The 26,158-nt window shown below is 38.0% G+C and carries 22 protein-coding genes and 3 pseudogenes; 7 read left to right on the plus strand and 18 right to left on the minus strand.

Going from position 1 to position 26,158, the window contains the following annotated elements; genetic code table 11:
- Positions 1 to 33 precede the first annotated feature (33 nt).
- The 11 genes and pseudogenes from IPI15_RS19420 to IPI15_RS19470 all read right to left on the minus strand — a co-directional run bounded on the left by IPI15_RS19420 (position 34) and on the right by IPI15_RS19470 (position 12,485).
- Positions 34 to 900, minus strand: a complete 867-nt coding sequence (locus IPI15_RS19420) for an SMP-30/gluconolactonase/LRE family protein (RefSeq protein WP_287402150.1) — start codon at positions 898 to 900, stop codon at positions 34 to 36.
- 373 nt (positions 901 to 1,273) lie between these two features.
- A pseudogene (locus IPI15_RS19425) lies at positions 1,274 to 2,483 on the minus strand (cation:dicarboxylate symporter family transporter).
- 94 nt (positions 2,484 to 2,577) lie between these two features.
- Positions 2,578 to 3,813 (minus strand): NAD(P)/FAD-dependent oxidoreductase, encoded by a 1,236-nt coding sequence (locus tag IPI15_RS19430; protein ID WP_287402146.1) that lies wholly within the window; start codon positions 3,811 to 3,813, stop codon positions 2,578 to 2,580.
- A gap of 10 nt (positions 3,814 to 3,823) precedes the next feature.
- Positions 3,824 to 4,921: a class I SAM-dependent methyltransferase gene (locus IPI15_RS19435; protein WP_287421837.1), complete on the minus strand. Its 1,098-nt coding sequence runs from the start codon at positions 4,919 to 4,921 to the stop codon at positions 3,824 to 3,826.
- A 437-nt stretch (positions 4,922 to 5,358) separates the two neighbouring features.
- Positions 5,359 to 6,765: an FAD-binding oxidoreductase gene (locus IPI15_RS19440; RefSeq protein WP_287421838.1), complete on the minus strand. Its 1,407-nt coding sequence runs from the start codon at positions 6,763 to 6,765 to the stop codon at positions 5,359 to 5,361.
- Between the two features lie 6 nt (positions 6,766 to 6,771).
- The gene (locus tag IPI15_RS19445) at positions 6,772 to 7,875 is read right to left on the minus strand and encodes a cytochrome-c peroxidase (RefSeq protein WP_287421839.1); all 1,104 of its coding nucleotides are present in this window, start codon (positions 7,873 to 7,875) and stop codon (positions 6,772 to 6,774) included.
- Between the two features lie 4 nt (positions 7,876 to 7,879).
- A complete protein-coding gene (locus IPI15_RS19450; RefSeq protein ID WP_287421840.1) occupies positions 7,880 to 8,341 on the minus strand; it encodes an MbnP family protein in 462 nt (153 codons plus the stop codon).
- 17 nt (positions 8,342 to 8,358) lie between these two features.
- Positions 8,359 to 8,643 carry a hypothetical protein gene (locus IPI15_RS19455; protein ID WP_287421841.1) on the minus strand — a complete coding sequence of 95 codons (285 nt, stop codon included), beginning with the start codon at positions 8,641 to 8,643 and terminating at the stop codon, positions 8,359 to 8,361.
- A 99-nt stretch (positions 8,644 to 8,742) separates the two neighbouring features.
- The gene (locus IPI15_RS19460; RefSeq protein WP_287421842.1) at positions 8,743 to 9,597 is read right to left on the minus strand and encodes an MbnP family protein; all 855 of its coding nucleotides are present in this window, start codon (positions 9,595 to 9,597) and stop codon (positions 8,743 to 8,745) included.
- Entirely contained in the window at positions 9,572 to 10,393 is an 822-nt protein-coding gene (locus IPI15_RS19465) for a 3'-5' exonuclease (RefSeq protein WP_287402135.1), read from the minus strand. The genes IPI15_RS19460 and IPI15_RS19465 overlap by 26 nt, the downstream gene beginning before the upstream one ends.
- Before the next feature lie 292 nt (positions 10,394 to 10,685).
- Positions 10,686 to 12,485, minus strand: a complete 1,800-nt coding sequence (locus IPI15_RS19470; protein WP_287421843.1) for an ABC transporter ATP-binding protein — start codon at positions 12,483 to 12,485, stop codon at positions 10,686 to 10,688.
- A 509-nt stretch (positions 12,486 to 12,994) separates the two neighbouring features.
- Between IPI15_RS19470 and ribA the strand changes: the two genes are divergently transcribed.
- From ribA to IPI15_RS19500, 6 genes are all read left to right on the plus strand, one after another.
- Positions 12,995 to 13,573 (plus strand): GTP cyclohydrolase II, encoded by a 579-nt coding sequence (gene ribA, locus IPI15_RS19475; protein ID WP_287421844.1) that lies wholly within the window; start codon positions 12,995 to 12,997, stop codon positions 13,571 to 13,573.
- Positions 13,574 to 13,840: 267 nt separating this feature from the next.
- Complete coding sequence (gene mazG / locus IPI15_RS19480; protein ID WP_287421845.1) at positions 13,841 to 14,608, plus strand: nucleoside triphosphate pyrophosphohydrolase; 768 nt, start codon at positions 13,841 to 13,843, stop codon at positions 14,606 to 14,608.
- 121 nt (positions 14,609 to 14,729) lie between these two features.
- Positions 14,730 to 15,875 (plus strand): beta-ketoacyl-[acyl-carrier-protein] synthase family protein, encoded by a 1,146-nt coding sequence (locus tag IPI15_RS19485; protein WP_353845341.1) that lies wholly within the window; start codon positions 14,730 to 14,732, stop codon positions 15,873 to 15,875.
- Between the two features lie 329 nt (positions 15,876 to 16,204).
- Positions 16,205 to 16,462 (plus strand): acyl carrier protein, encoded by a 258-nt coding sequence (locus IPI15_RS19490; RefSeq protein ID WP_287421846.1) that lies wholly within the window; start codon positions 16,205 to 16,207, stop codon positions 16,460 to 16,462.
- Between the two features lie 14 nt (positions 16,463 to 16,476).
- Positions 16,477 to 17,184, plus strand: a complete 708-nt coding sequence (locus IPI15_RS19495; protein WP_287421847.1) for an LpxL/LpxP family acyltransferase — start codon at positions 16,477 to 16,479, stop codon at positions 17,182 to 17,184.
- A complete protein-coding gene (locus tag IPI15_RS19500; protein WP_287421848.1) occupies positions 17,181 to 17,336 on the plus strand; it encodes a hypothetical protein in 156 nt (51 codons plus the stop codon). The genes IPI15_RS19495 and IPI15_RS19500 overlap by 4 nt, the downstream gene beginning before the upstream one ends.
- 406 nt (positions 17,337 to 17,742) lie before the next feature.
- Here the strand turns inward: IPI15_RS19500 and IPI15_RS19505 are convergent, their stop codons facing one another.
- The 7 genes and pseudogenes from IPI15_RS19505 to IPI15_RS19535 all read right to left on the minus strand — a co-directional run bounded on the left by IPI15_RS19505 (position 17,743) and on the right by IPI15_RS19535 (position 25,579).
- Entirely contained in the window at positions 17,743 to 18,444 is a 702-nt protein-coding gene (locus IPI15_RS19505) for a hypothetical protein (protein ID WP_287421849.1), read from the minus strand.
- A 540-nt stretch (positions 18,445 to 18,984) separates the two neighbouring features.
- Positions 18,985 to 19,770, minus strand: a pseudogene (locus IPI15_RS19510) (TIGR02757 family protein).
- A gap of 157 nt (positions 19,771 to 19,927) precedes the next feature.
- Entirely contained in the window at positions 19,928 to 20,077 is a 150-nt protein-coding gene (locus IPI15_RS19515) for a hypothetical protein (protein WP_287421850.1), read from the minus strand.
- Positions 20,078 to 20,526: 449 nt separating this feature from the next.
- Complete coding sequence (locus IPI15_RS19520; protein ID WP_287421851.1) at positions 20,527 to 20,922, minus strand: T9SS type B sorting domain-containing protein; 396 nt, start codon at positions 20,920 to 20,922, stop codon at positions 20,527 to 20,529.
- A 394-nt stretch (positions 20,923 to 21,316) separates the two neighbouring features.
- Positions 21,317 to 21,697, minus strand: a pseudogene (locus tag IPI15_RS19525) (LamG-like jellyroll fold domain-containing protein); the annotation flags it as partial.
- Positions 21,698 to 22,995: 1,298 nt separating this feature from the next.
- The gene (locus IPI15_RS19530) at positions 22,996 to 23,331 is read right to left on the minus strand and encodes a hypothetical protein (RefSeq protein ID WP_287421852.1); all 336 of its coding nucleotides are present in this window, start codon (positions 23,329 to 23,331) and stop codon (positions 22,996 to 22,998) included.
- A 2,044-nt stretch (positions 23,332 to 25,375) separates the two neighbouring features.
- A complete protein-coding gene (locus IPI15_RS19535) occupies positions 25,376 to 25,579 on the minus strand; it encodes a hypothetical protein (protein WP_287421853.1) in 204 nt (67 codons plus the stop codon).
- A 374-nt stretch (positions 25,580 to 25,953) separates the two neighbouring features.
- On the opposite strand from IPI15_RS19535, the gene IPI15_RS19540 reads away from it, so the two are divergent.
- Positions 25,954 to 26,158: hypothetical protein (locus tag IPI15_RS19540; RefSeq protein ID WP_287421854.1), on the plus strand; the 205-nt coding region annotated here is incomplete at its 3' end.

Raw genomic sequence — 26,158 nt, forward strand, 5'->3', positions numbered from 1 at the left:
GAAAAACAGGAGCAACATTTTCAGCGTTTTTGCCTATTGACCAGACACTTTCATCTTCAACGTATAAATGGATTCTGAGGCAGTGATAAACAACGTTTTGTGATCTTTTCCACTGAAGCAAATATTTCCTGTCCAATTGGAAGGAATATCGATGTGCCCTATTTTTTTACCTTCTTGATTATATATAGTCACCCCATTTCCTGTGAGATATAGATTGCCGGATTTGTCGAGTATCATACCATCTGAGCCTTGATTGACAAAGAGTTTACGTTCAGTCAATTTTCCACCTTTTCCTATTTTGTATTTATAAGTTTTATCGCCGACAATGTCCGCCACGTAAAGACATTTGCCATCCGCACTACCAATAATGCCATTCGGCTGGAGCAATGTGCTATCGAGTTTGGTAGCCGTGCCTTTTCCATTTATCATCAAATAGACATTTTGTTGTGCCGGTTTCTTTTCAATTCGGTTCCAATAAGGTCTATGATAATAAGGATCAGTGAAATAGAAATTCCCATTTGGTGCAACCCACACATCATTGGGTCCATTAAATGGCTGATTATTCTGGCCTTTCAAAATAATTTCCTTCTTACCTTCAGCATCGATTCGCCACATTTCATTGTCTCTATCCGCACAGGCGATAAGGTAGCCGTCATTATCAAAATAGAGACCATTGGCTCTTCCTGCTTCATCCATAAACACAGTCAACTGTCCATTGGTATCATACTTCCATATCTTGTTATTTGGCTGATCAGTGAAATATACATTGCCTGCTTTATCCGTAGTTGGCCCTTCAGTAAAGATAAATTGATCGGAAACTTTGGTGAGTTTGGCGTTATCAGCGACAAGCCTCTCCAATCCGGAAATAACTTGTCCATTAATCTCAGAAAACGCCGTCATGCAAAGCACTATTAGGCCACAAAGGCTAGCCATTTTATTCATAGGAATACGCTTATTTTTTCAAATTTAAAGAAAACATCCGACGATGCAAGAAATTAGTGTTGAAAGGTTTTAGAGTCGAGAAATATGACCGGACAGATATGTCATTTAGCGCGCAAAAGTTAAGCTACGAATTACCTTCTGTTTTCTGAAGGACATCTGACGACTATACACAAATTAACCCTTGCTTAATTTTCTTGCAGCATTTGTTTAGAAAAGCAAAAAAAAATATAAAAATTTCTAATTAGCGCTGCTAGATTAGCCATCAGCAGTCTTGAAGCCGCCAGATGACATGACGAAATCTACTTAAACCGTCGGATGGCGCGAACAATCATCAATCTGCCGTTACCTCCAATTCCGGCAAATACCCTTCCTCATTCTTGGAGATCACGATTGCTGCCACTCCATTGCCCAAACAATTCGTAATGGCGCGTGCTTCACTCATGAATTTATCGACGCCAAGCAAAAAGGCAAGACCTTCGACCGGTATCTTGTGAATGGCAGTCAATGTGGAAGCGAGGACAATAAATCCACTTCCTGTTACAGCTGCCGCGCCTTTGGAAGTAATCATTAGTAAACCAATGATGGATAATATTTCTATGAATGACAAATGGACATTGTACAATTGAGCTAAAAAAATCACAGCCATAGAAAGGTAGATTGATGTTCCGTCCAAATTAAAAGAATAACCTGTAGGAACTACGAGACCTACAACGGATTTACTACAACCCATGTCTTCAAGTTTGCGCATGAGACCGGGCAATGCAGATTCAGAAGACGAGGTGCCCAATACCAGCAACAACTCTGCTTGAATATGTCTCAAAAATTTAAATATACTTACTTTATAGTAGCGAAGAATCAGTCCCAAGACACCAAAGATAAATACTAACATTGTTGCATAAACAGTCAACATAAGTTTGCCGAGTGGCACCAAAGTATGCAATCCAAACTTTCCAATTGTAAATGCCATACCTCCAAAAGCTCCTAACGGAGCTAGGTACATGACATATTTCAAACCCTTGAATACAATATTGGATAGTTTATAAAGTGAACCTACTATCTTCTCATTTCCCTTGATATAGCTGATAATAATTCCGGATAGAATAGCTACAACAAGCACCTGTAATGTAAAATTATCCATCAGGAATTGAACCCAATCCATGCTCTTACCGGCACTTTTAGTATACATCCCTGCATCCTGAATGTCCAAACCTGCCCGATCGACGTTACCAGGTTTGATCAGATAAGCAAATGCAACGCCTATAACGAGTGCAAATGTGGTGACTACTTCAAAGTAAATTAATGATTTAAGTCCAATACGGCCCACTTTTTTAAGGTCACCCATTCCACTAATGCCAAGAACGATAGTTAGAAAGATGATAGGTCCGATGAAAATTTTGATCAATTTGATAAAGTAATCACCAAGCACTTTCATTTCAACTCCGGTAGAAGGATAGAAGTGCCCTAACAGCACCCCCGGCAAGGATCGCCAATAATACATAAAAGGTCAGGTTGGTGAATAGCTTTTTGACAAATGATTCCAAATAACTTAACTTTTTTTAATCCATTTGGGAATGTTCTGAAGATCAAAGGAGATAGCTCCAACAATAATCAGATAAATCATTTCGATAATGCTCATCATTTTGCAGAGCCCAATTCTATCATTTGGACCAGATGTTCCAATCTTTCTTTATGTTTTCTGACATATGGATTTTTATAATCCCATACATATCCGGCTAGCACCGAACAAATCTGCGATTTAATGGTCTCATCGATGGTCTTAGAGAAGAAAACTTTGTGTAGAGATCCATCGTACCATGCCATGACGTAAGTCTTGAATACAGCAACACCTTCTCGCACTTTAGCCATATAATCTTTCTCCCAATCGATAGTTTCACCTTCTAAGGTCCTGGCAACAAGATTGGCTGCCTGAGCCGAGGAAACAGATGCCAGTGTTACTCCACTCGAGAATATAGGGTCCAAAAATTCAGTTACGTTCCCTGTTAATACAAATCCATCGCCATAAAACTTGTCGGTCGTCACACTCCATCCACCTAATGTCTTAGGCTCCCATTTGAATGTTTCGTCTTTAAATCTTTCAAGCAGATAAGGCTCTTTTGACAGCAATGTCCTCATCTTATCTTCCATGGATCCCTCTAGGCCCTCAAAGTATGAAGGATCACTCACAAATCCAACAGAAGTGCTTCCATCTGAAAATGGTATGACCCAAATCCATGTTTTTTCATTCTGTACAATAGCATGGATGCGATCTGATTCCTGATAATTAGAGCGGTTGCTATCCGATGAGTGAACAAGCATTGTTTGTTTCGGTGGTAATTGTGAAGGTCGATCCAGGTTGAATAATCTTGGGATGACCCGCCCATATCCACTTGCATCAATAATAAACTTCGCATTTATCTCGACGATATTACCTTCTTTATCCTGTATAGTCGTCGTAGAATCAGTCCCTTTAAATTCTATTCCGGTGACTGTTGTCTGAAATCTTAGATCGACACCTCTCTTAAGTAAATTATCGGTCAAAACTGTATCAAACTTACTTCTGGGCATCTGAAATGTCCAGTTCCAACCTTCTGTAAATTGTGAATCAAAGCTAAAATCACAACGCTCATCACCTTTCAAAAATAATGCTCCTGCTTTGGTTTGAAAGCCCTGGCTTTGAAGATCCTCCATAAAGCCAGCCTCATCGAATGCCTCCATGCATCTTGGCAACAAGCTCTCGCCTATTACAAAACGGGGAAATATTTCTTTTTCAACGACGATTGTCTTTATTCCTTTTTTGTCTAGAATTCCTGCCGCTACACTACCTGCAGGGCCGGCACCAATGATCAATACATCTGTTTGTTCCGTTTTCATATCTTTTGTTTTAAGCTAATCTACACCTGAATAAAGTGTGGCTTATGCCAAGATTGTCCATTTCAAGATCTACTTTCAAGCCTGCTTTATCAATACATTCCTTCATCTCGTCAGAATGATACATCTTGCTATTTCCATTGGCGATAGCGGTGAAATAAAGACTGGTTTGCTGGAGGCAAAATGCAGAAATTTCAAACTTCTGTCTGTCCCAATAAGTCTCCAGAATAAATATACTTCCACCTGGTGCTAATCCATTTTTTGCTTCCTTAAGAATATGAACGATTTCTTCTTTTGAAAAACAATCAAGAAACTGACTCATCATAATGACATCGGCCTTCCCGGGAAACTGTAAATTATCATGTAGTACATTAATTTGATGGCGTTTGATTCTATCAGCATAACCAAGTTTTGTGAGGTAATCCTGTGCATGATCCAACTGCACAGCCAGATCACATATCGTGATGGTTACTTCTTTGTTATAATCGCAACAAGCGATCGAAAACTTACCGGTATTTCCACCTATATCAAATATCTTTTGTGGTGATTCGCTAAAGATGATGGGCATGATCTTAGTAAAGACCTGATCAGAATAAAAGTGATCAAAATTAAACCAGGATGAGAAAGCTGGTTCAGGAAGAATGCTAAGACCCTGATAGATTGTCTCCCATGGGCCAAGTTCTTTCAAACCTGCAGGTGTACCTTTTTCTATCGCTTCTTCAAGGTGCCACATTGCTTTGTAGCAAATATCTTGTGAGAAGTCCATATTCACACGTGTCATCTTATCATTCAAGATGAATACGCCGACCTTACTAAGATAAAACTTTCCATCTCTAAGAAGGCAAACACCTGCACCAAGACCTGATTCCAGCAATACTTTTACACCATATGCTGAAAGATTGACTGCACTCACGACCTCTGATTCAGTAGCACCTTCCTCTCTTCTATCAAGTAAATATTGTAAAATCCCCTTATCCCTTAGTAATCTCACTGCTTGAAAAACTACCGGTGCAAAAGCAATTCTTTGAGCTTCAGTAATGGCTTCCAGAGCTGATTTATTATCATTTTCAAAAAAAACGGGCATTGACTTTGCTTCAATATTTCCTTCCATAGTATACTTTTTAAAAAAATCGTGTAAATGTATAAAAAGAAAATAAGAATGTCAGATGCTAGATGTCAGATGCTAGACACTAGATGATAGATAACAGATAGCAAATTATGGAACTGTAACCCTGATAAGGTCAAGAGTTAAATACTGGCGCCAGCTTATTATTAATTTGCCGTTGGCTTTAGCCAACGGACAGTATATGTTAGTTTGAATGATTTTAGTCCCCATAATTTATATAGAAATGGGAGCAATTTAAAAAATTAAATTTCTATTTGATTTGCTTATTTGGTAGAAAAGAAATGTTTGGCTTTAGCCAGAGGAAAAGGATTTTGGCTTCGAAAGGTCACGAGTTGAAAACTCGCGCCAACCAGCATTAAACATCCGCAAACTACCGGAATCACACTCTAGCATTAACCAACCAAAATCTCATATCAATGTCATCAATATTCAGGAAATATCTTCCCCGGATTCATTATACTCTTAGGATCAAAAACCTTCTTAATTCCCCGCATCAAACCTAATTCTACTTCCGTAAACTGTTTCGACATGAATTCCTTATTAAGAATGCCAATGCCATGTTCACCCGACAAGGATCCTCCCAGTCGGATCACTTCATCAAAGATCTCACCGACCGCATTTTTCAATATATTATGCCATTGGGCTTCGTCAATATTATCTTTTAAAATATTCACATGGATATTGCCATTTCCTGCATGCCCATAACACACAGATTTAAAACCAAATTTAAAACCAATTGATTTTACATGTTGTATCAGTGAAACCATTTTATTAGCAGGGACAACCGTATCAACTTCTCTATAAACAGAGTAATGCCGCACAGCATGCCCTATAAGTTTCCTCATGCGCCACAACAATTCCTTTTGCTCACTGCCATCCGCTACTATAATATTTAAGTAAGTTGCAGACTCCATTATTTCCGCCAGCATAGACAATTGCTGGTCCATCGCCGCTGCACTGCTGCTTTCCAATTCAATTAATAAATGCGCTGCACAATTTTCTTCAATAACAATAGCTGCTTGACCTTCATATCTGGCAACAAGATCGAGTGCCTCTCGCTCTATAAATTCAATAGCGGATATATCCACTGCTGAATTTCTCAGTAAGAGGATGGTATTCAATGCGTCTTCCAGAGATTCGAAAGACATGAGAACCGTGTTGTTGTAAGGTGGTTTTTTGACCAAGCCAAGTGTAATAGAAGTAACAATACCCAAACTGCCCTCACTTCCGACGATCAATTGTGTTAGGTTGTAACCCGTAGAGTTTTTTTCGGTAAGTGTGCCAGTTTGAATGATCGTCCCATCTGACAATACCAATTCCAATGCTCTGACATAATTTTTCGTACTGCCATATTTATAAGATCTTGGACCGGCTGCATTCGTCATCACGTGACCTCCGATCATACTGGTGCCGCTACTGGCTGGATCAACTGGATAATAAAGTCCATGAGAATCAACATAATTTTTCAAAGAATCAACAATGCACCCAGGTTGAACTGTAATTAAATGATTCTCAATATCTATTTCAAGAATCTTATCCATAGATGAAAGGATCATTATGATGCCATCATTGAGCGAAATAGCATTGCCGGCCAGACTCGTTCCGGCACCGCGAGGTGTGACGGATATGCTATGCTGATTGCAATATCTCATGATGGCCGAGACTTGTTCTTTATTCTGAGGGAATACGACAAGAGATGCTTTTCCTGTATATGTCCCTGTTTCTTCAGTTAGATAAATAGCCAATTCATCTACTGATGACAACACATATTGGACACCTACGATGGATATTAATTCTGATTTACAAGCATTATAAATAGCAGCATCCACTCATCACTATTTGAAGGGGTTAGAAAAAGTGGTATCTTTTACAATTTCCGGATCAGACAATGTCTTCAGAAATGCAAGCAACTGATCCTTCTGTTCCTGACTTACATGAATTTGACTAATAAGTGGATCCCTTCTACCGGAGGGCTTACCACCCACAGTATAATGCTCCAGGACATCTTCAATTGTTTTTAAGCTGCCATCATGCATGTAAGGTGCTGTAAGCATAATGTTTCTGAGAGATGGCGCCCTGAATTTCCCTATATCGACCACATTCTTTGTAAATCCTCCTTTACCTTTATCTATAAACATATTAGGATCGCTGATGCCACTTATTCCATTATCAAAAAAATCATTTGTAGAAAACATAGGATCATTATGACAGTGACCACATTGTGCATCCGGCAATACTCCGATAGCTTTGTCAAAAAACATATCAAGCCCGTCGGATTCTTCACTTGTCAGAAATCCTATTCCCTGATTTACAAATTGATCATATTTTGATTTTCCAGATGTAACTATGGTTCGTTCGAATTGAGCAATTGCCTTAGCTGCAAGGGCTTTAGTAATCTCCTTCTTGTCTTTAATTCCAAAAGCCTTTCTGAATAATTCGGGGTAGAATTTACTCCTGCGCAGTTTAACTTCTACCTCCGGCCAACTACTATGCAATTCTACCGGATCTTCAACAGGCAATAATGCCTGATCCTCGAGATTAGCGGCCCTGCCATCCCAAAATAAGCCTTTATAATTATATCCCACATCGACAATCGACATCGAACTTCGAGTACCGAACTTACCATCAACACCAATGCTGGTCGCACCTCCATCTGTAAATGCAAACTCCTGTTTGTGACAAGAAAAACAACCCATTGAGCTATCTCGGGACAAAATAGGATCATAAAAAAGTCTGCGCCCCAAATCAATGCCTTCTGCGGTAGGCGCATTATTTGCCGGAAATTCCATCTTTGGGTAACCGGGAGGATTTTTGTAGGTGTATGAAGTAGGAGCATATGCAATATCCTCTAGATCTCCCTTCAGATCTTCCGGACCTTCATCAGTACATCCGACATAAAAGAAGATGAAAAAGATAAACAGGAAAAAATGATATTTCACGATCCTACAATTGTATGCTGAATGCAGACTGATAGTTATTTACAAGACCTGAGATCACGGCTTCATTGGCTGGCCCATGTGCCTGACTGATTTCAAATAAGTCGATCGGTTGACCACCAAGAACGAATAGTTTTTTCAGATCCAAAGAAACCGTTACTGTATTAGCAGCTTTTAAACCATCCACTTCAAAAGGAAGCTTTAATTTAACCACTCTATAATATGGGTCTAGACCTGTATGAAATGTAAAACCTGATGCAAATACACCATTCGCTACGGAATCAACTTTACCTTCCATTTTACTAAATATATACCCATTCCAACCTGCCCAATAATTGCCTGCATCTGCCAAAGGATGGTTGCTAGGATAGTCTGCAGGTTTAGTAGCATTCACAGCAGCAGGAAGTCCTATTCCAAACTCCAAGGAAGTATAATCTCCAGTTTTAACTTTAGGAATGGACAGTTGCAAACCTCCGGTAGCCCCACCTAAAGTAGTATTTGATTGTCCAAAATCAACATAACAAGGTCTGCTAATTTCACTGAGTCTGCACCATTCCTGATGTTAAGGCCAGAAAGGAAAAAATGGAAGGTGCTCAATTTTATAAAATCACCATTAGCATAGACTTGATTCTGATTAAATACTAATGGTTGACCACCGTAATTAAGCAAAAATCTAACATTAAGTGTACTTTCTGTGGGCGTAGGATTTTCTTTATCACATGAAGCAAATAAAACTGAAAATCCGATTAAAAAAAGAAGCAAACGATTCATTATATGTGTTTTAATTTTTAACTAACTATACTCTAACGTTTCTCAACGCAAAAAAAATGGTATTATTTATGATAAATTGATCATTAATATTTGAACAGTTTATTTTTCAAAAATGTTTTTGGAATTGGCTTTAATACGGGTTATCAGTTCATCGTGATTGTCTTCTTTCAATCTTACTCCTTCGAATAATTTATCTAAACGGACTTTAATTGGTATCAAGGCATCAAAACCAACTTTATTTTCAACGAAAACGTTTAGTCCAACTGGCACTCTGGCATCCAGCCCTTCCAAATACAATGTATCGTGGATGGTGGCATCATTAGCTCCTCTATATATGATCTTCATCGTCATGTACTTTGAACCAGTGACGTTGTACATACTATCTCTGTTGGGCGCGAGGGCATGATCCAGGTTCTTCATAAACACAGGCTGATTTGTCAATGCAGAATCTACCACTCCCATCAGAAATTCCAACCGTTGAATTTTAGTATTTCCGGTCAGTGTCAGAGACCTTAAAGTATTCTGAGTGCGGTCTATTAAAGCATAATCATCAATACTTCTGGTGCTGTCATTGCCATTGCCGGGAGTGAGATACAGCCATACCCGCTTGTCAGATCTTAATACCTCCCCACTTTCAAGGATATAATTGATGCCTGAAACATAAAACTTCACTTTATCAACAATGAAGCGATTGTTGTCTGCATCTATAAAAGTGTCATTCGCACCCACTATTTTTAAACCGTTGTAATAAATAAATTGAACACCAAGTTGTGGGTAAATACAGCAACAATTAGCATCTGCTGAGACATCGAAATTGGAAGCATTAGCATCCGTGCAACCCTCATTCTTTGTGCCACATGAAAAGAGTATTACAACAAATAGCAATAATGTCCCTTTGGTTAAAATTGAAATCAACTTCATCAGATCACTATTTTTTACCCAGGATCTCTTCATTGTGAATTTTTGTAATGATATTTTTGACCTGTTGTGAAAAGTCTTTAGACATCATCCAAGCAAAATATCCACGTTCTTTTTTAAAGATCTCAACTACAGGTTGATCGACATATTTCCCAAAATTAAATACGATTATACCCTCTCCATTCAATTTAAGTCTTTGCGTAGCATCCAAAGTCTTAAGATTGGTCGTAAAGGCGTGGAGTGCTTCAATATCTCTGATAATTGGATTCTTAGTAAGATCTCCATTTTCATCTATCAAATCTTTGCCTTCATAATGGTCCAGCTGACTCTCAAATACTTCAATAGTGGCATTGACGTCCGCCAGCGCATCATGTGCATCGACCATTTCTTTTTGACAATAATATCTGTAGGCGGCCTTCAGAGTGCGAGGTTCCATTTTGTAAAAGATCTGCTGAACATCTACAGTGCGTCTATTTTCGATTTTAAAATCGATGCCAACTCTTGAAAATTCTTCCATCAATAGTGGCACGTCAAATCTATTGGAGTTGTATCCACCCAGATCCGCATCGCCTATAAAATCAAAGATCTCCTTTGCCAGTTGATCAAATGTCGGTTTATTTTTGACCATATCATTTGTGATACCATGCACAGCAGCAGCTTCTTCACTAATGAATACTGGTCCTGGGTTGAGCATTCTATAATATTCAGTTCTGGTATGATCAGTTTTGCTGATCTTGACGATGGCGATCTGGATGATTCTGTCGCGGATCACATTAAGGCCTGTCGTTTCCAAGTCAAAAAAGCAAAGATCTCTGGTTAAAGGTATATTCATTTTTTATATTTCGGTTAATTACTCAAGTTTAGGTAGTCATATTTGTTTCTTTTTAAATCATAATTGTATTAAAATAAGAATGTTAGATGTTAAAAGGTAGATTTTAGTTCCACAACTGCGGAATCCATCAATCACATGTATATTTTTTCTATTAAAACTATAAATGAAAAAATATGAATCAATTGACTAAACGCCCCGCCGTCACTTTCGCTAGTCGGGCAAGCATCTAACATCTAACATCAACATCTACCTTCATTTCTTAACTACTGAATCTTAATTTAGTTATAATTAGTTAAACCAAGGCGCTTTTAGTCATCTGCATTGATGCAAGATAGCGATACCAGCCATCCTCGACCGACATCAATTCATTATGTGTTCCCTCCTCTATGACCTGTCCATCATTGAGTACATATATTTTATCTACATTGACGATAGTCGCCAGTCTGTGTGCGATTATAAGTGAAGTTCTACCTTCCATCAAAGTATTTAAGGCATCCTGGACCAAATGTTCTGACTCAGCATCTAATGAAGAAGTTGCTTCATCAAGGATCAAAAATTTAGGATCTCTGAGGATAGCTCTGGCGATGGCAATTCTTTGTTTTTGACCACCACTCAATCTGATACCACGATCTCCGACCACTGTGTCTAAACCTTCATGGAAAGAGGAAATAAATTGCATGGCATTTGCTTTTTCAGCCGCTTCCATGATCTCAGCGTCAGAGGCCTCTGGTTTTCCATAAGCTATATTCTCACGAATGGTTCCTCCAAAGAGGATAACGTCTTGTGGCACGGTTGCGAAATTCTTCCGGAAGGCATGTAAGTCATAATCTTTGATGTTCACGCCACCAATTGTAATCTCTCCGGATATCGGATCGTGAAATCTCATCAACATGGAGACAATCGTCGATTTACCGGCGCCACTAGCTCCTACCAAAGCTACCTTAGAGCCTTTTTCTATATGCATATTAATCCCATTCAAGACACCATTTTCGGGACGACTTGGGTAATGGAATTGGACATTTTTCAGTTCAATATCTCCGTGTAATACTGCCGCCGGACTTTCAATTGAATTCGTCTGATGATTCAGTTCAGGCGTACTTTCCATGATCTCGAGGATCCTATCTGTTGCTCCCAGTGCTCCGGCAAGTTGGGTATAGAACGTCCCTAGACTGGCGATGGCGCCACCTATGATCCCTGTATAGATAATAAAGGAGAATAGATCCCCGATAGCCATTTGACCAGATTGAACAAGCAATGCACCTTGCCATAAAATAAAGAAGATACCTCCAAACAATACGGTAATGATGAAAATAAAGAAAAGACCTTTTACTCGTGCGAAATCAAGTGAGATCTTAACAACTTTATCAAGGACATTATTATAGCGTTTCATTTCAAATAGCTCATTCGTAAATGCTTTGACTACATTAAATGAATGCAGGGATTCTTCGGCGATGGAATTGCTAATTGCTACCTCTGCTTGACGTTCTTTGCTTAACTTTCTGATATATCTTCCAAAAAATATAGCTAGTAGAACGATGACAGGAAACGTAGCCAACATGATGAGGCTGAGTTTTGGTGTCACATAAGCGAGAATCGCTATCCCAACTACCAAAGTAATGAGTTGCCTTATAAATTCAGCTAATGTTACCGAAAACACATTTTGCAATTGCTCTACATCACCTGTAATTCTGCTGGTTAATTCGCCAACTTTATTGCTTTCAAAAAAAGAAACAGGTTGTGTAATCATTGCTGCATATAGGTCTTGTCTAACTTGTGAGACACCTCTTTCGCTTACGACGGCTAGCGCAATCGATCTACCATATGACAATATACCTTGAGCTACGAGGAGGACGATGAAGAATAGACCGTATTGATTGATTGTATAGTTGTACTTACTTTTACCTGCTGCAGTATTGGCCATTTCGCCTGCTGCTGCGGGAAATAGCATGAACATAACACTGGACAGGGAAAGACACAACATACCAAAGATGAAGTACCAGCGATAAGGTCGCATGTACTTCATAATCTTAAGAACATTAGACCAGGTAGATTTATCGAATTTTATTTTTGGTTTTTCTTCTTTTTCGCTCACGGAAAGTATTATTAAAAAATCAAAGGTAGTCAGAAATGACTAGAAAAATAAATATGCAATAACGACATTAAACGAATGAATAGCTTGAATGTTATGTTATTTGAACACTAATACATTTTCCGGAACATAAAAACCAAAGGTTAAAAAAAAATTAAATTTTTTCAATTACTAATATATAGATCATAAATTTTTATTTCCTATCAAATTACTTTCATTTGAGTCTCAATAATTAAAAATTAAAGAATTAATCAAATATTACGATTATTGAACATAATATAATTTTGTAATATTGTTAAAATAATGATAAAACAATACATTATTTTTGTTTCATAATCAAGAAACAGCATGTTAATCATATTCGTGGCAGCAGGTGCCTTATTGGTAGGAGGAATTATCACCCAAAGAACTAAAGTCGCGGTCCGACGGAAGTAATGGGGCAACTTTTATTTTAGTCCATTGTTCATTTCAACGAATTATCTTTTATTTCGAAATATAATAATTTTATATCGTTGATAAAATTACAATCACAAGCTTTACTACCAACTTCCTACGGAGATTTTATTATATCTACCTTCTCCGATAGCTATGAAGATCCAATTCCTCTTGTTGTCTTAAGCAAAGAAGTGTTTGAAGAGCAAATACCATTTGTCCGGCTCCATTCAGAATGTCTTACGGGGGAAGTTTTCGGTTCGAAAAAGTGTGATTGTGGATCCCAATTACAACGTGCTCTCGAAATGATATCGAAAAAAGGAGGTCATTTACTATATCTTCGTCAGGAAGGAAGAGGGATAGGTTTGATTAATAAAATAAAAGCATATGCACTTCAAGATAAAGGGATGAATACCCTCGAGGCCAATCTTCACCTTGGGTTTAAAGGTGATGAAAGGGAATATAGTTCGGCAGTAGCTGTCCTATCACTACTTAACATCACTAAGGTCAATCTCATTACTAACAATCCACTTAAACTTGATTACCTTACGAATGCTGGTATTGATATCGTCAAACGCATACCATTGATTATTCCAGCCTTACCTCAAAATAAAGATTATCTAGATATCAAACGTGATCTGATGGGGCATTTGATTTGAGTGGAGAAGAACATGAGTTGAAATCTCGCGCCAGCGTTGAGGATAAGATGATATTCCAAGAATATACTTGCAAACAATATTACTTATTACCCATTACTCATTACTTATAGATCGTGAAAAACAAACGGATAACAGAGTGTTTCGGTTGAGAAATTTCAATAGAAACTTTCATCAATGCGGAAATCATTCTAATTTCTGACTTCTAACTTCTAATTTTAAAATTCTAATTTCTAATTTTGTAGCTAAAACATATAAATACCTCAACACTTGGAACACAAAGAAATATTTAATGATCTGGTCATTGTCATGGACACGCTCCGCGCAGAATGTCCCTGGGATAAAAAGCAGACGATCCAGACCCTGAGTAATCTTACCGTGGAAGAAGTGTACGAACTTACAGAAGCCATTGCGCTGGAAGATTGGGACAATTTAAAAGAAGAACTTGGTGATGTGTTATTGCACATTCTTTTTTATGCAAAAATTGCTTCAGAAAAAGGCAAATTTACGCTTTCAGATATGATGTCCACCCAAATCGAAAAATTGAAGCGACGTCATCCTCATATATATGGAGAACTGAAAGTAGCGGATGAAGCAGAGGTAAAACGCAACTGGGAGCAGATAAAACTCTCAGAAGGAAAAAAATCAGTGCTGGGTGGCGTTCCAAAGTCATTGACCGCCGTCATCAAAGCATATCGAATGCAGGACAAAGCAGCTCAGGTCGGCTTTGAATGGGAGAAATCAGAAGATGTGTGGATGAAGGTTCAGGAGGAAATGGATGAGCTTCATGAAGTGATGGAAGATCCTAAGGCTCCTCAGGATAGGAAGATTGAAGAATTTGGTGATGTCATGTTTTCGTTGATCAATTATGCCAGGTTTAATAACATAGACCCGGAACAAGCACTTCAGAAAGTAAACAATAAGTTCAAGAGCAGATTTGAATACATTGAAGAAAAAGCAACACAACCTTTGGCCGAAATGAGTTTGGAGGCGATGGACGCACTATGGAATGAGGCAAAAATGCTTGAAAAGCAATAAATTAAATTCAATATTTTACTAAATTTGTCAAAATCGAAATACATATGAATCGGGTGGTAATAACAGGTATGGGGTTTATTCCTGTATCGGTCTGAATAAGGAGGCTGTATTAGATTCTTTGATGAATGGCCGTAGTGGCATCGTATTTGATCAAGAAAGAAAAGATTTTGGTTACAGATCGGGTTTAGTTGGACTGGTGCCCAGACCTGATCTTAAAACCCAATTGGATAGAAGGGCACGCATCATGTTGCCTGAGGAAGGAGAATTCGCATATGTCGCTGCCAAAGAGGCATTTGCACAAGCCCAAGTAACAACCGAACAAATCAAAGAATTGCAATGCGGCATCATCTTTGGCAATGACAGCACAGTCAAACCGGTATATGAATCTATCGAGCTGGTCAAACAAAAAAAAGACACAACTCTACTTGGTTCAGGCGCGATCTTTCAGTCCATGAACAGCACGGTGAATATGAACCTTTCTACCATTTTCGCTTTGACCGGTGTTAATTTTACAATAAGTGCAGCCTGTGCCAGTGGGTCGCACTCCATTGGCATGGCATATCTTTTGCTCAAGCAAGGTCTTCAGAAAATGGTCCTTGTTGGCGGTGCACAGGAAGTTAATATTTACGCATTCGCTAGCTTTGATGGCTTGGGTACATTTTCAATCAATGAAGACGATCCAACCAAAGCTTCCCGTCCATTTGATAAAGAAAGGGATGGGCTTGTACCCGCAGGAGGTGCTGCAGCACTTGTGCTGGAGACATTAGATAGTGCACTCTCAAGAGGAGCAAATATCCTTGCAGAAATAGTTGGATATGGCTTTTCATCCAATGGGGAACACATCTCCGGTTCGAGCATAGATGGCCAAGTGAGATCATTGCAGATGGCATTGGACCAATCGGGACTTAAAGCCAGTGACATAGATTACATCAATGCACATGCCACGAGCACCCCGGCAGGCGATACAGCAGAAGCAGAAGCAATCGCTCATGTCTTTGGACCAAATTCTGTTCCTACCAGCAGTACAAAGTCTATGACCGGGCATGAATGTTGGATGGCGGGAAGCAGTGAGACTATCTATTCGATTTTAATGATCAATAATGGATTCATCGCTCCCAATATCAATTTTAGTAATCCTGATGAACATTCTGAAAAGCTCAATCTGGTAACAGAAATGCGAAAAGCAGAGCTAAATCACGTGCTTACCAACAGCTTCGGTTTTGGAGGAACGAATTCGTCGCTTATATTGAAAAAATATCTAGAATAAATTTTGGTAAAATTCAATCTCATCCGGGGTTGGAAGAAGCTTAACTCCTACCCCGGGTTTCAACTGGGGCTAATATTGTTTAACCCCATTCGGGGTAATCAGTGCAAAAAATATTTCGTCACTGGTACATTTTCAAATTAGAGCACATATTATTAACATCGAACCTTTTTCGAAACAGGGGTCAATTCAAATCAATATCTCATACAGGGTGAAGTAGGAGTTCTCGACTCTTTGATTTAAAGTTGGGCTTTAGAGCTATCTTTAATCAACTATTTTATTGAAAGAAATATTCTGATAACGAATAAAACAATATTACTTACCTTTGACCCATGGACAAGATTAACATCATTGATTCAATCAATTCATTTCTTTCTGAAGAATTCGAAGTTGATAAATCACTTATAACGCCTCAGGCTAGTATTAAGGAAACTTTGGGCCTTGACAGCCTTGATTTTGTAGATTTGGTTGTATTGATCGAAAGGAACTTTGGTTTTAAAATGGCTGGTGAAGAATTTACCAAACTAAAAACCTTTGAGGATTTTCATGGATTCGTTTATGACCACATGCAGCAAAAAATAGGCGCCTAATTTTCTGAAGAACTATGGCTGACCAATGGAACGGCAAATCACAAGCAAATGCCCTTGGTTTTTCGATCTTCCTCTGGCTTATCAGAAAGGCCGGACTATCCAGTGCGTATATTCTATTGAAATTTGTCGCCGTTTATTACCTTTTTTTCTCAAAGAGGGCTAATGAAGGTCTGATCCACTTTTTTTCTAAAATTAAATTACCACAACCTGCCTCCTTAAGCAATAGATATAAGGCTTTCAACCTCTTTGGGCAATCTCTGATCGACAAACTAGCAACTTACATGGGAGCTGGAAAAAAACTCTCATTCGACTTCGATAATGAGCAAAAACTTCATGAACTGGCGATCGCAGGCAAAGGCGCTTTACTTTTGGGTGCTCATCTGGGCAATTGGGAGATTGCGGGCCAATTGCTTTACAGAATTGACACTAGTATTCATATCGTCATGCTCGATAATGAGCAACAGCAGATCAAATCTTTGTTGGAAAAACATGCTAGTGGCAAATCATTTTCTATAATCCCCATTTCAGATGACATCACTTTTGTGATCAAGATCAAGGAAGCACTGGATAACGGAGGCTTCGTGTGTATGCATGCAGATAGATATATGGAAGGAATGCGCACATTGAAAACAGTATTATTTGGAGAGGAAGCTACCTTCCCTTTCGGACCTTTTACATGGGTTCAAGACTTGGTTCACCAGTCGCCTTTGTGTATGCTATGAAGGATTCGAAATACCACTATCAGTTTAGTTGCAGCGAGGCTCATCAGGGTGAAAAACCGCAGGAACTACTTGACAACTATGTGACGCATCTTGAAGATAAGGCCAGCAAATATCCACATCAGTGGTATAATTTTTATGATTTCTGGAAGTAAGGCGCTTCGCGCGAGAAAGGAGATAACACGGAGTTACACAAAGGTTTTTGAGGACATTTCAATACGACAGTTCCTTTAATTTTGGATTCACTTCACAGCTTTACAGTTTTTAAGGTACTCAAAGGGATTTGACTAAAGTCAAATGCTACTCCGATCTTTCAGTAACTAACTATAAATTAATTATTGCAACTCTGTGAAACTCTGAGTATTCTCTGTGAAGCTCCGTGATACTTGCTAATTGATCTTTGTGAAACTTAGGACTTTGTAAAACTTTGTGATACAACCTTTTTCACCCAACACCTTCCCGAAACTCCCTTCTATTTGCGAAACTCCGGAATACTGCTCTACTTAAAATGATAAGTAATCTCCGTTTCAAAATCATTATTCACATCCTTCTCAACCATCTTCATCGACTTTTATCAGTAAGATCACCATAATTGTAGCTCAAATGGGACATCGTATCTCCTTCCATCGAGATATTGCAGGAAGTTTTAACAAGATTCCTGCTCATCTTTCCGAACCTGTTTTTAGATAGGATTTCATCAGAAAATGACTGCACAAAAAGGTTTAGGTCAAGATTTTTGTCCAAATAATAATCGCAAAAGAAGTTGTACTGAATTTGTCCCTCGCCATTGGATTCTTTCCTTAATACCATATTGCCATCTTTGTATTCATATTCAGTAATTGTAATATTTTTGGATTGTATTACTTCCCTTTTTGATTTAGTCAGATAACCTTCATCATTATATGTGTAATTACTTGTACTGATAATGGTATCACCATTGCCAAGTACATTCGCTGAAGCAATTCTTCCAAATTTATCCAACTCAAAGTCAATACCCCGGTCCCAATGTTCCTTATTATTTAAATATCTCTTGGAGATCTTCCTTGGAGAATAAGTGTAAATCGTTGTGTCTTTTGACTGTACAAACATTATAACATTACATTCTTCATCGTATGAAAAAGCTTTTATACCGTCAGGATCATCTGCATAATTCACCCTGATGACTTGCCTTGTTTCAGCGGGAGGAACTGAATGATTGAAAGAACTAAGAATGAATAAACAAGCAAAAATGGTAAGATAAATTTTCAGGGTTTTGGATAGCATGATGTTGTGGTTTAAATTTTGACGAATTTACTAATTAACCTACCTTTCTTTTAAAATTTTTAATTTGACTTGATAAATAAAACCGTTAAGGAATGATGGTCAATAAGCAAATCATATCCGGATCTTGACAATCATGAGAATCTGCGTTCAAAAATCCTACCGATTCATACTTTTATACCATTAAGGAATTAAGTTCATTAAGAATATATATTCGGATTCGGGAAAACTTCAAGATTATAAATTGTCATTTTCACATCTTTTCACAATCTCGCCTTCTCTTTTTTTTATTATTTTACTTGAAACATTAAGGAATTAAGGCCATTAAGAATACCTGATCAAAATCCTGAAAAAATGAAGCTTTTAATCTTATAATAAATTCAAATTCCACGAATTCATTACCCGATCACCAAATCATCAAATCACCTGATCACCAGATCACCAAATCCCTGCAATATTCGCCTTCAGTCCAATCAGTGAGATTCAGCTAGCTCTCATTGTTCACTGTTCATTGTTCATTGTTCCTTGTTCATTGTTCATTATTCATTGTCCATTGTTCACCCCGATCGAAAACAGCGCATAATCATACCTCACCGGATCATCTTTATCCAACAATCTCAGATTCTCAGTTAATTCCACCACCGACTTCCAGTCATCCTGCGGACGTGTAAGTAGACCCAACTGGCGCGCCACTCTGCTCACGTGCACATCCAATGGTATCATGAGATCAGCCATAGACAATCGTTTCCAGAGGCCAAAATCAACTTGTTGTTCATCAGAACGCACCATCCAACGAAGAAACATATTCAATCTTTTGCAGGCGGTATTTCTGGCAGGTGTGGAAACATGTTTCCCGGTGCGTCTCAGCATTAACTCGTCACCTGTAAATAAATTATGGAAGTTAGTAATCCCGGCCTCTACCCTATTTTCGCTGTTTTCAACGACAAAGCTGATTCAAGTGATTCGTTTTTTTTTGTAGTAATTCTGAAGAAAATGCAGAAAATAAATGGTGTCATCTGCTTGAAAAGTTCGATGCTTAAATTTCAGAAACTTTGCCCTGTCTTGTTCTGTGTGATTTAAAATGAAATCATACGGTGCTCCGTCCATAAGATCTATGAGTTCAGTCGCCTTATTGATGATCGTCGCCCGTCTGCCCCAAGCCAACATAGCTGTCCAAAATGCAGTGATTTCAATATCTTTTTTTAAGCTAAATCTCTTGGGAATTGAGATGGGATCATCGGGTATGAAGCCGTTGTGATTGTATTTGGTGACGAGAGAGTCGAGGTAGATCTTGAGTTCGATGGGAATAATATTTTTAGGATAACTCAGGCAGTATTAAAAAGTTTTTCTTGTGGAATGTCACGAGTTAAAAACTCGCGCCAGCGCTGCTTGTTAATTAATATTAATCAGGAGAAATTTTTAATAAGGGGTCCTCATCAATTAAAGGCCAATAATTCCTAAGTGATTTTGGTCGTCATTAGCTCTTTTATTCTTCAAAATGACAACTTACGGCTTCTTTTATATTTAACTTTAATTGATCCCAATCATCAGCCTCGGTGAATATTGAGTGATTCAATACCGCTGCTTCATAGCCACCCTCAGGGGATTCTTTAATGACAAATATTATTTCTTCCATTATAGTTACAATTAAGTAAAGATAACGATTCTAAGCGAATTTTAGTTTTGAATCCTAAATGCTCAATATCTTTTTATTTTCACAATAAAAAAAGCCGAAAACATAAAATGTATTGAATTTCTCCTAGTTTGATCTATGGAATATACAAAAGTTATTCAGCTCTAAATTTTAGACACTCTTTTGTGCATTCACCAAAAAAATTCTAACCACAAATTGCACGAAAGATGCTTAGCATCTAACACGAATTTATTCGTGCAAATTCGTGCAATTCGTGGCTAAAGAAATTAGATTATTAGAATTAGTCTGCTCTCTCTCAGTTTTTTCAATTTTTCAGTAAAACTTTTTTAATATGATCAAACCAATTTCGTTGATTTCAAAAATGAAATTCCTTCCATATTCATTTTTAGCCAAGGCGCCTACATCTTTCCTATTTCCTCCCTCTTTTTACCTCAAAAGTAATGCTTCTCCCTCTTGTGTGAGGAATTCTTCCGAGCCAAAAATCGGTAGCTGATGCTGTATATATATGTATCTGAAGGGGCATCTTTACCACTGTATTTTCCGTCCCATCCATCATTACCTGCTTCGCTATACATTGTTTGACCCCAGCGACTAACAACTGTTAGTTTAACTATTTCTACCCCTGGATCTATTACTGCCCTAAACCTATCATTTACTCCATCATTATTTGGAGTGAAGGCATTCGGCATTATTAATTTAGGGATTATTCCAACGATTTCAATTGATCCATCTCCTGAACAAAACATTTCTGTTGGGGAGACCATTTCTGCCGAATAAACATCTTTCCTAAATCGACTTCCACTTCTATTGATGTTCGGACGGACCAATTAGGTATATTGTTTTTATACCATCTATATTCAGCATCAGGTTCTGCATTGGTGATCGTCAAGACAACCTTACTTCCTTTAGGTAGTGTATCACTTGGATTAGATTCAATTACTAATATATTATGAAATAGGTCTTGGTCTTTATGGTAAGGGTTGTGATTATGATACTGTCACAACCTGAAGTGGTGTGAGGGTGTCGGAATAGATGCCGGGTTGATTCTGATATGTTCCTCCAGCAAAATAATTTTGACCTTCACAGATGGAAACTTTATTATCAATAATTAATTTCGGATCTAAAATGGTAATTAATGTATCTCTAAATGTACAATCTGTTTTTATCCTTATTAAATGTTGGCGGCAGGAAGATTAGAAAAAATGTTACTTGATTGATACGTTATGCCTGAATCTTGAGAAAATTGATAATTGTTGTTTTGTCATCTGGAAATAGCGCAATAGTTCCATTGCTTCTGCAATCAGGGTTTGTAATTTTGATGCTATCTAAATTTATTGAATTATTAGAGGACAAGGGATCAACATATCCATCAAATAAATTCTCAACCTCAGCGGATGTTAGTGCACAATTATAAATGTCTATGTCATCTATGATGCCATTGAAAAGGTACCAATCTCCATTATCCATTTTGCCTATTAATAAATCTTGTGTATTCGCTACGCTAAAATCGGCTGATTTTATTATTACCTGCTTTCTTAATTGACCATTGATTTGCATTTGCCATAAGGTATCATTAATAACGACAACACAGTGAGCCCATTCGCATGGATCAAAACAATCAAAATTATCACCTTCAGAAAATTTAGATTTGTAAAGGCTGAACCAGTTTGCATTGCTAAAACTTAAATTTAATTGATTGTTTACGTCTGTATGTTAAAAAAAAACCATAATCCCGGTGAGGCTGATATACCATCTCCGTTTTTAGCAATAGTGATGAAACTAACCATTGGGACTAAACACTCCATTTCCATCCATTCCTGCAAATGAACATTGCTTAAACCAAAAGAAAGTCGGGAATGTCTTATCGAATTGAAAATACCACTATGAGGTATACGGATCCAATTTTTATTATAGAATCCACCAAATTCATAGGGCTATTATCATTTCCAAAACGGTCTTTCGTAGGAATTGGATCTGAGGAGCCCCACTAAAAACCCCATGATTATTATTTCACTTTCATCATCTGCGTTTTTCTGCCAGGCATAACCTTAGCCTGCAGGCGGCACTGGGCAGATATCATATTGTGCACTGATACCGCAAAGAATAAGAATAAAATTAATTTCATTTTAGTAGTTGAGTTCATTAAAATTACCTCACCAATGTCACATCCCCTTTAAAGACTTAATCTCTCCATTACCACAGCTTCCTTTTAAAAAAATAAATATAGACCCCAGATGGCATTAATTTATTTCCGAAATGTACCGTCCATGATTTGACGTCTTATCACCTCTGAAGATCAATGAAGACTTTCGATCATAAACTAATAATTCAGAGACTTTAAATGTAGGTGAGAAAACAGGAAAAATATTCATTAAACTCCCGTTTGGAGTGAATACATTTGGTATAAAAACATTACAATCTAAACCCCACATATGATATCCGAATTATAAGTGATTGAATAGTTTAAATGCTATCACATCCATTAACTTGACTTTGTGTGGTTGAAAAACTTGCAGGAGCAAAGTAATCGACATTGGCCAATATTAAAAAGTATCGCCGGACATGTAGCTTTTCAGGACTGAGTTCAAAGCTTATTTAATACTGTAAGTGTAGTGATTACTATGCTGTCCTCACCACTAGCAGTGGATAAAGTATCAGTGTAGATTCCGGGCGCATCACATATGTGATCACCGATGGATAAATAACTGCCATTAGAGATGGAGACCTGCTGAGCAGAAGTCAAAACAAGGTTTCACACATTTACAATCAACACTAATACTATCAGCTGTAGTCATTGAATTTCATCACTGTCTGCCCCGACTTGGGATTCACCATTGCAGAATGGATATGGTCACCTTTCCCAGGAAGGAGGATTGTTCGTTGAATTGAAAAGATATACATCACAAATAAAGTCTGGATAACAACCCAGACAAATTATTGTTTTGTACATACCAGCCGATTAGACTTTTCATTCCACTCCAAATCAGAATTAAACCTGTAAGTTTATTGTTAAAATCAGCATACTGCAACTTGTCAAGGTGATTATGGTCTGGAATTAGTCCTTGAAAGAGATTATGTCCCAAATCGTAGTGTATTAAGATTCGACAATTGTCAAAAGAAGGTATTGGACCAGAAAGAAAGTTTCCTTCCAAAGCAAGAGTAATTAAGCTTTTGAGATTACTAAAATTAGGGCAATTTCCTCCAAGATTATTTCTCCTAAGATCCATAAAGGTCATTTCCCTAAATTTGAAAAATCCGGAATGAGCCACTTAAGTTGCACACCCACAATTCGAGATAGGTCAATTCAGGCATATTTGAAAATCTGAAAATGGGGAAGAGAAATTTCCCCTGCTAGTTTTTAAGATTTTAAGCTCGGTAGATTGATATCGATCAATGGCCCTTTGAGCGCCTGTTGTTAGATCCAATGATTCTACCCTTCCATCTCCATTGCACTTTACTCCAAACTCTGAGTACACGGATCACAATTCTGGTCCCCGCCTTACCTCTTTGCGCCTGTTTTGACTTGGATCATACAATGTGGTCCATCGGTAGAGTCGTATAATTCAATAAGGGCGTCATAGTCAGGATGGGAGCATTGGGCAGCTGCAGAAAGTGGCAGAAGGTAATGGCTCCAAAGAAAGTTGAAATAACTTGCTAAAATAATTTGATTCAATGACAATTTATAACAAATTCCCTCTTCGATCAATATAAAACACTTTCCATCAATGGTCCAAAGAGGCAAATATCAAAAGCGTAATCATTATCTTACTCATATGCTTACTAAGATTGTGTTGTTATCTTTCGAATTTTGAGCACAAATTTCTTGAAAGTGAGTTCCTGCAGGTCTAATGGTATATGGTTGTCAGAAAAGGATAACCAAATCTTCATTGGAAAAACTTTCCAATACCGTCGGAGCACATGGAGACATGTCGCCTGGCAATACATCATGGATTGTTTTCTATTTCTATATCTTGTTGTGAAGGGATTTGTATTAGAAATGACTTTGGTAATTCTGTTTCTCATAGGGGGTGTGTTCTTATTTCATTTTCGGAAGTAAGAATGTTCCCGCTTCGAAAAGTTCTTCAACGTAAGGAGTGATCTTTCGTCACATACCACTTGCTGGGACGGCTGATGTAAAATATCCTTGAATCTTAACATGGTATAAAAAAAGCAGTTGACCCAACAATGGTCAAAAAGGTCATTGTCACTCTCTATTTCTCTCAAATTGGTCATGTCGAAATGCGCCCAACACATCAAATAAATAATCTCCTGTGGAGTCTTTGTCGTGGAGAGTCGCATGCCCCCGGATATTGGCTTTGGAGACTATTTACAACCATATTGCTCGCAAGAAACCCATCTGCACTCCCACCGACACCATCGCCACAGCAAATATTTGTTTCTCCTCCTAAATGTATAGGTTGTCTTGTTAATAATTTCGACTCCCTTGCTGCGAAAAAACTAAGTACTTTAAGGAATAATTCTTTTGTTTATACACTCAAAATCAAATTGCATTATACGGCTGGATAGCATGTACAATATACCATTTGCCCACCGAAATTGGCCCGTACCAACCTGCCCCTTAAGGGGAGGATATTGTACTTTTATTGAGCTTGTGCTAAGTGTCTTACCACCGGACGGCTGAACCATTTCTAATGGGCCGGGAAGCACGATAACCTTCCGGGTTGTGTATGGGTAGTACCAGCCCCTGGGGTTGATACCATAAATGCCGGCGTATTATTGTTTGTTACCAATGGGGCAGCGAATACATAAGCCCTGCGACATTTATCTGATCAGCCTGATCCATTCCAATAAGAATGTTACCTGGTTTCTATCTACTTCATAAAACTTCCTAGGAGGCTATCAACAGCCAAAAAGATGTTTTTTTTGAACTTGTTTTCCCACGTCCACAGGCAAGTTGACATGGAGTTTAATTAAATGACTTTCTTCATATTAGTAAGCAAATAATCTTTAAGGGCATTGTTGAAGGAGGAATTCGATAATAGTTACCCTTACTTCTGTATAAACGCCGAAATATTCAGGATTTTAACCCAGTTCCTGACGTGCTTATTGGGTCTGTATTTGCTTGGCTTTTAACCTGCCTGGCGCTTTGATTTTATACCACCTTGAATCCGAAGGAGTCAGCGATCGGATATTAAACATTTTACTATCTCCTTTGAATCGATAACTGCCTTCTGTATTTTTATTTTAGATTTATAAATTCAGTATCATTGATCCACCTCAAATTTGTCCAAGGAAGGCGAACATGCATCTCAAATGGCTTCAAGATATCAGAGTGGATCTCCTCCAATCGAATCCTTCCGATAACTGTAAAGAAAATGAAGGAGGCTTTCCATTTGTCACTCCTATTATAGCATTGCAGCACCCATTGCAGCTCATGGAGCGAATATTGTCCCGATCGACTTCAATCATGCAATACTCATAGCCATCTCCTCTCTTTCGCTCATACATTTCCACTTTTTCCATTCATTGTTAAATCTTGTTTATCATCGATAGATATCTTTATGACATCGTCTGATTTCCAAATATTTATCATAAATTCTTCATCATCTATCTTCATCCTGTCGCTTTGTCCATGCGCATAGCAACCAAAATCATAATAGCAATTATAGTATGCATATATTTCATTTTACATTTGGGTTTTGAATTTAAAAACAAACATCTCCTCTCCTATACTAAGTGCATAGTCAATAATTTGGAATCAAAGCCTGGAGGAAACCCTATTTGAATGATTGTCACCTACTTTTGATCAATGGTTCTATCGCTACCGACCTGCCAAAAGAATAAGCACAATCTTTCATATCAGTCGATATTGGGTCCATTGCTGCACCAATAGACGCATGTCAGGCACAAACACGCTCCTTCAAAATGGACTTTTATACAACATGCTTTTCGACACATTAGCATCTGCATATTTGCGCATCCCTAACTATTATATGATCAACATTGGGTTTTTGGTAACCGAGTATGGCCGTAAAATAATGCTCGCATGCAAAGCCGATCTATCAGCCGGCCATATCCTGAATATCCATTTATTCTTCTACC

The sequence above is a fragment of the Candidatus Brachybacter algidus genome (genome assembly GCF_016707225.1).
GTDB lineage: Bacteria > Bacteroidota > Bacteroidia > Chitinophagales > Saprospiraceae > Parvibacillus > Parvibacillus algidus.

Excerpts from the sequence above, each read along its gene's own strand:
- IPI15_RS19420 (WP_287402150.1), bottom strand. The coding sequence starts at position 900 with ATGACGGCGTTTTCTGAGATTAATGGACAAGTTATTTCCGGATTGGAG.
- IPI15_RS19430 (WP_287402146.1), bottom strand. The coding sequence starts at position 3,813 with ATGAAAACGGAACAAACAGATGTATTGATCATTGGTGCCGGCCCTGCA.
- IPI15_RS19435 (WP_287421837.1), bottom strand. The coding sequence starts at position 4,921 with ATGGAAGGAAATATTGAAGCAAAGTCAATGCCCGTTTTTTTTGAAAAT.
- IPI15_RS19455 (WP_287421841.1), bottom strand. The coding sequence starts at position 8,643 with ATGAATCGTTTGCTTCTTTTTTTAATCGGATTTTCAGTTTTATTTGCT.
- IPI15_RS19460 (WP_287421842.1), bottom strand. The coding sequence starts at position 9,597 with ATGAAGAGATCCTGGGTAAAAAATAGTGATCTGATGAAGTTGATTTCA.
- IPI15_RS19465 (WP_287402135.1), bottom strand. The coding sequence starts at position 10,393 with ATGAATATACCTTTAACCAGAGATCTTTGCTTTTTTGACTTGGAAACG.
- IPI15_RS19485 (WP_353845341.1), top strand. The coding sequence starts at position 14,730 with ATGAATGGCCGTAGTGGCATCGTATTTGATCAAGAAAGAAAAGATTTT.
- IPI15_RS19490 (WP_287421846.1), top strand. The coding sequence starts at position 16,205 with ATGGACAAGATTAACATCATTGATTCAATCAATTCATTTCTTTCTGAA.
- IPI15_RS19495 (WP_287421847.1), top strand. The coding sequence starts at position 16,477 with ATGGCTGACCAATGGAACGGCAAATCACAAGCAAATGCCCTTGGTTTT.
- IPI15_RS19500 (WP_287421848.1), top strand. The coding sequence starts at position 17,181 with ATGAAGGATTCGAAATACCACTATCAGTTTAGTTGCAGCGAGGCTCAT.
- IPI15_RS19505 (WP_287421849.1), bottom strand. The coding sequence starts at position 18,444 with ATGCTATCCAAAACCCTGAAAATTTATCTTACCATTTTTGCTTGTTTA.
- IPI15_RS19515 (WP_287421850.1), bottom strand. The coding sequence starts at position 20,077 with ATGGAAGAAATAATATTTGTCATTAAAGAATCCCCTGAGGGTGGCTAT.
- IPI15_RS19530 (WP_287421852.1), bottom strand. The coding sequence starts at position 23,331 with ATGACCTTTATGGATCTTAGGAGAAATAATCTTGGAGGAAATTGCCCT.
- IPI15_RS19535 (WP_287421853.1), bottom strand. The coding sequence starts at position 25,579 with ATGGAAAAAGTGGAAATGTATGAGCGAAAGAGAGGAGATGGCTATGAG.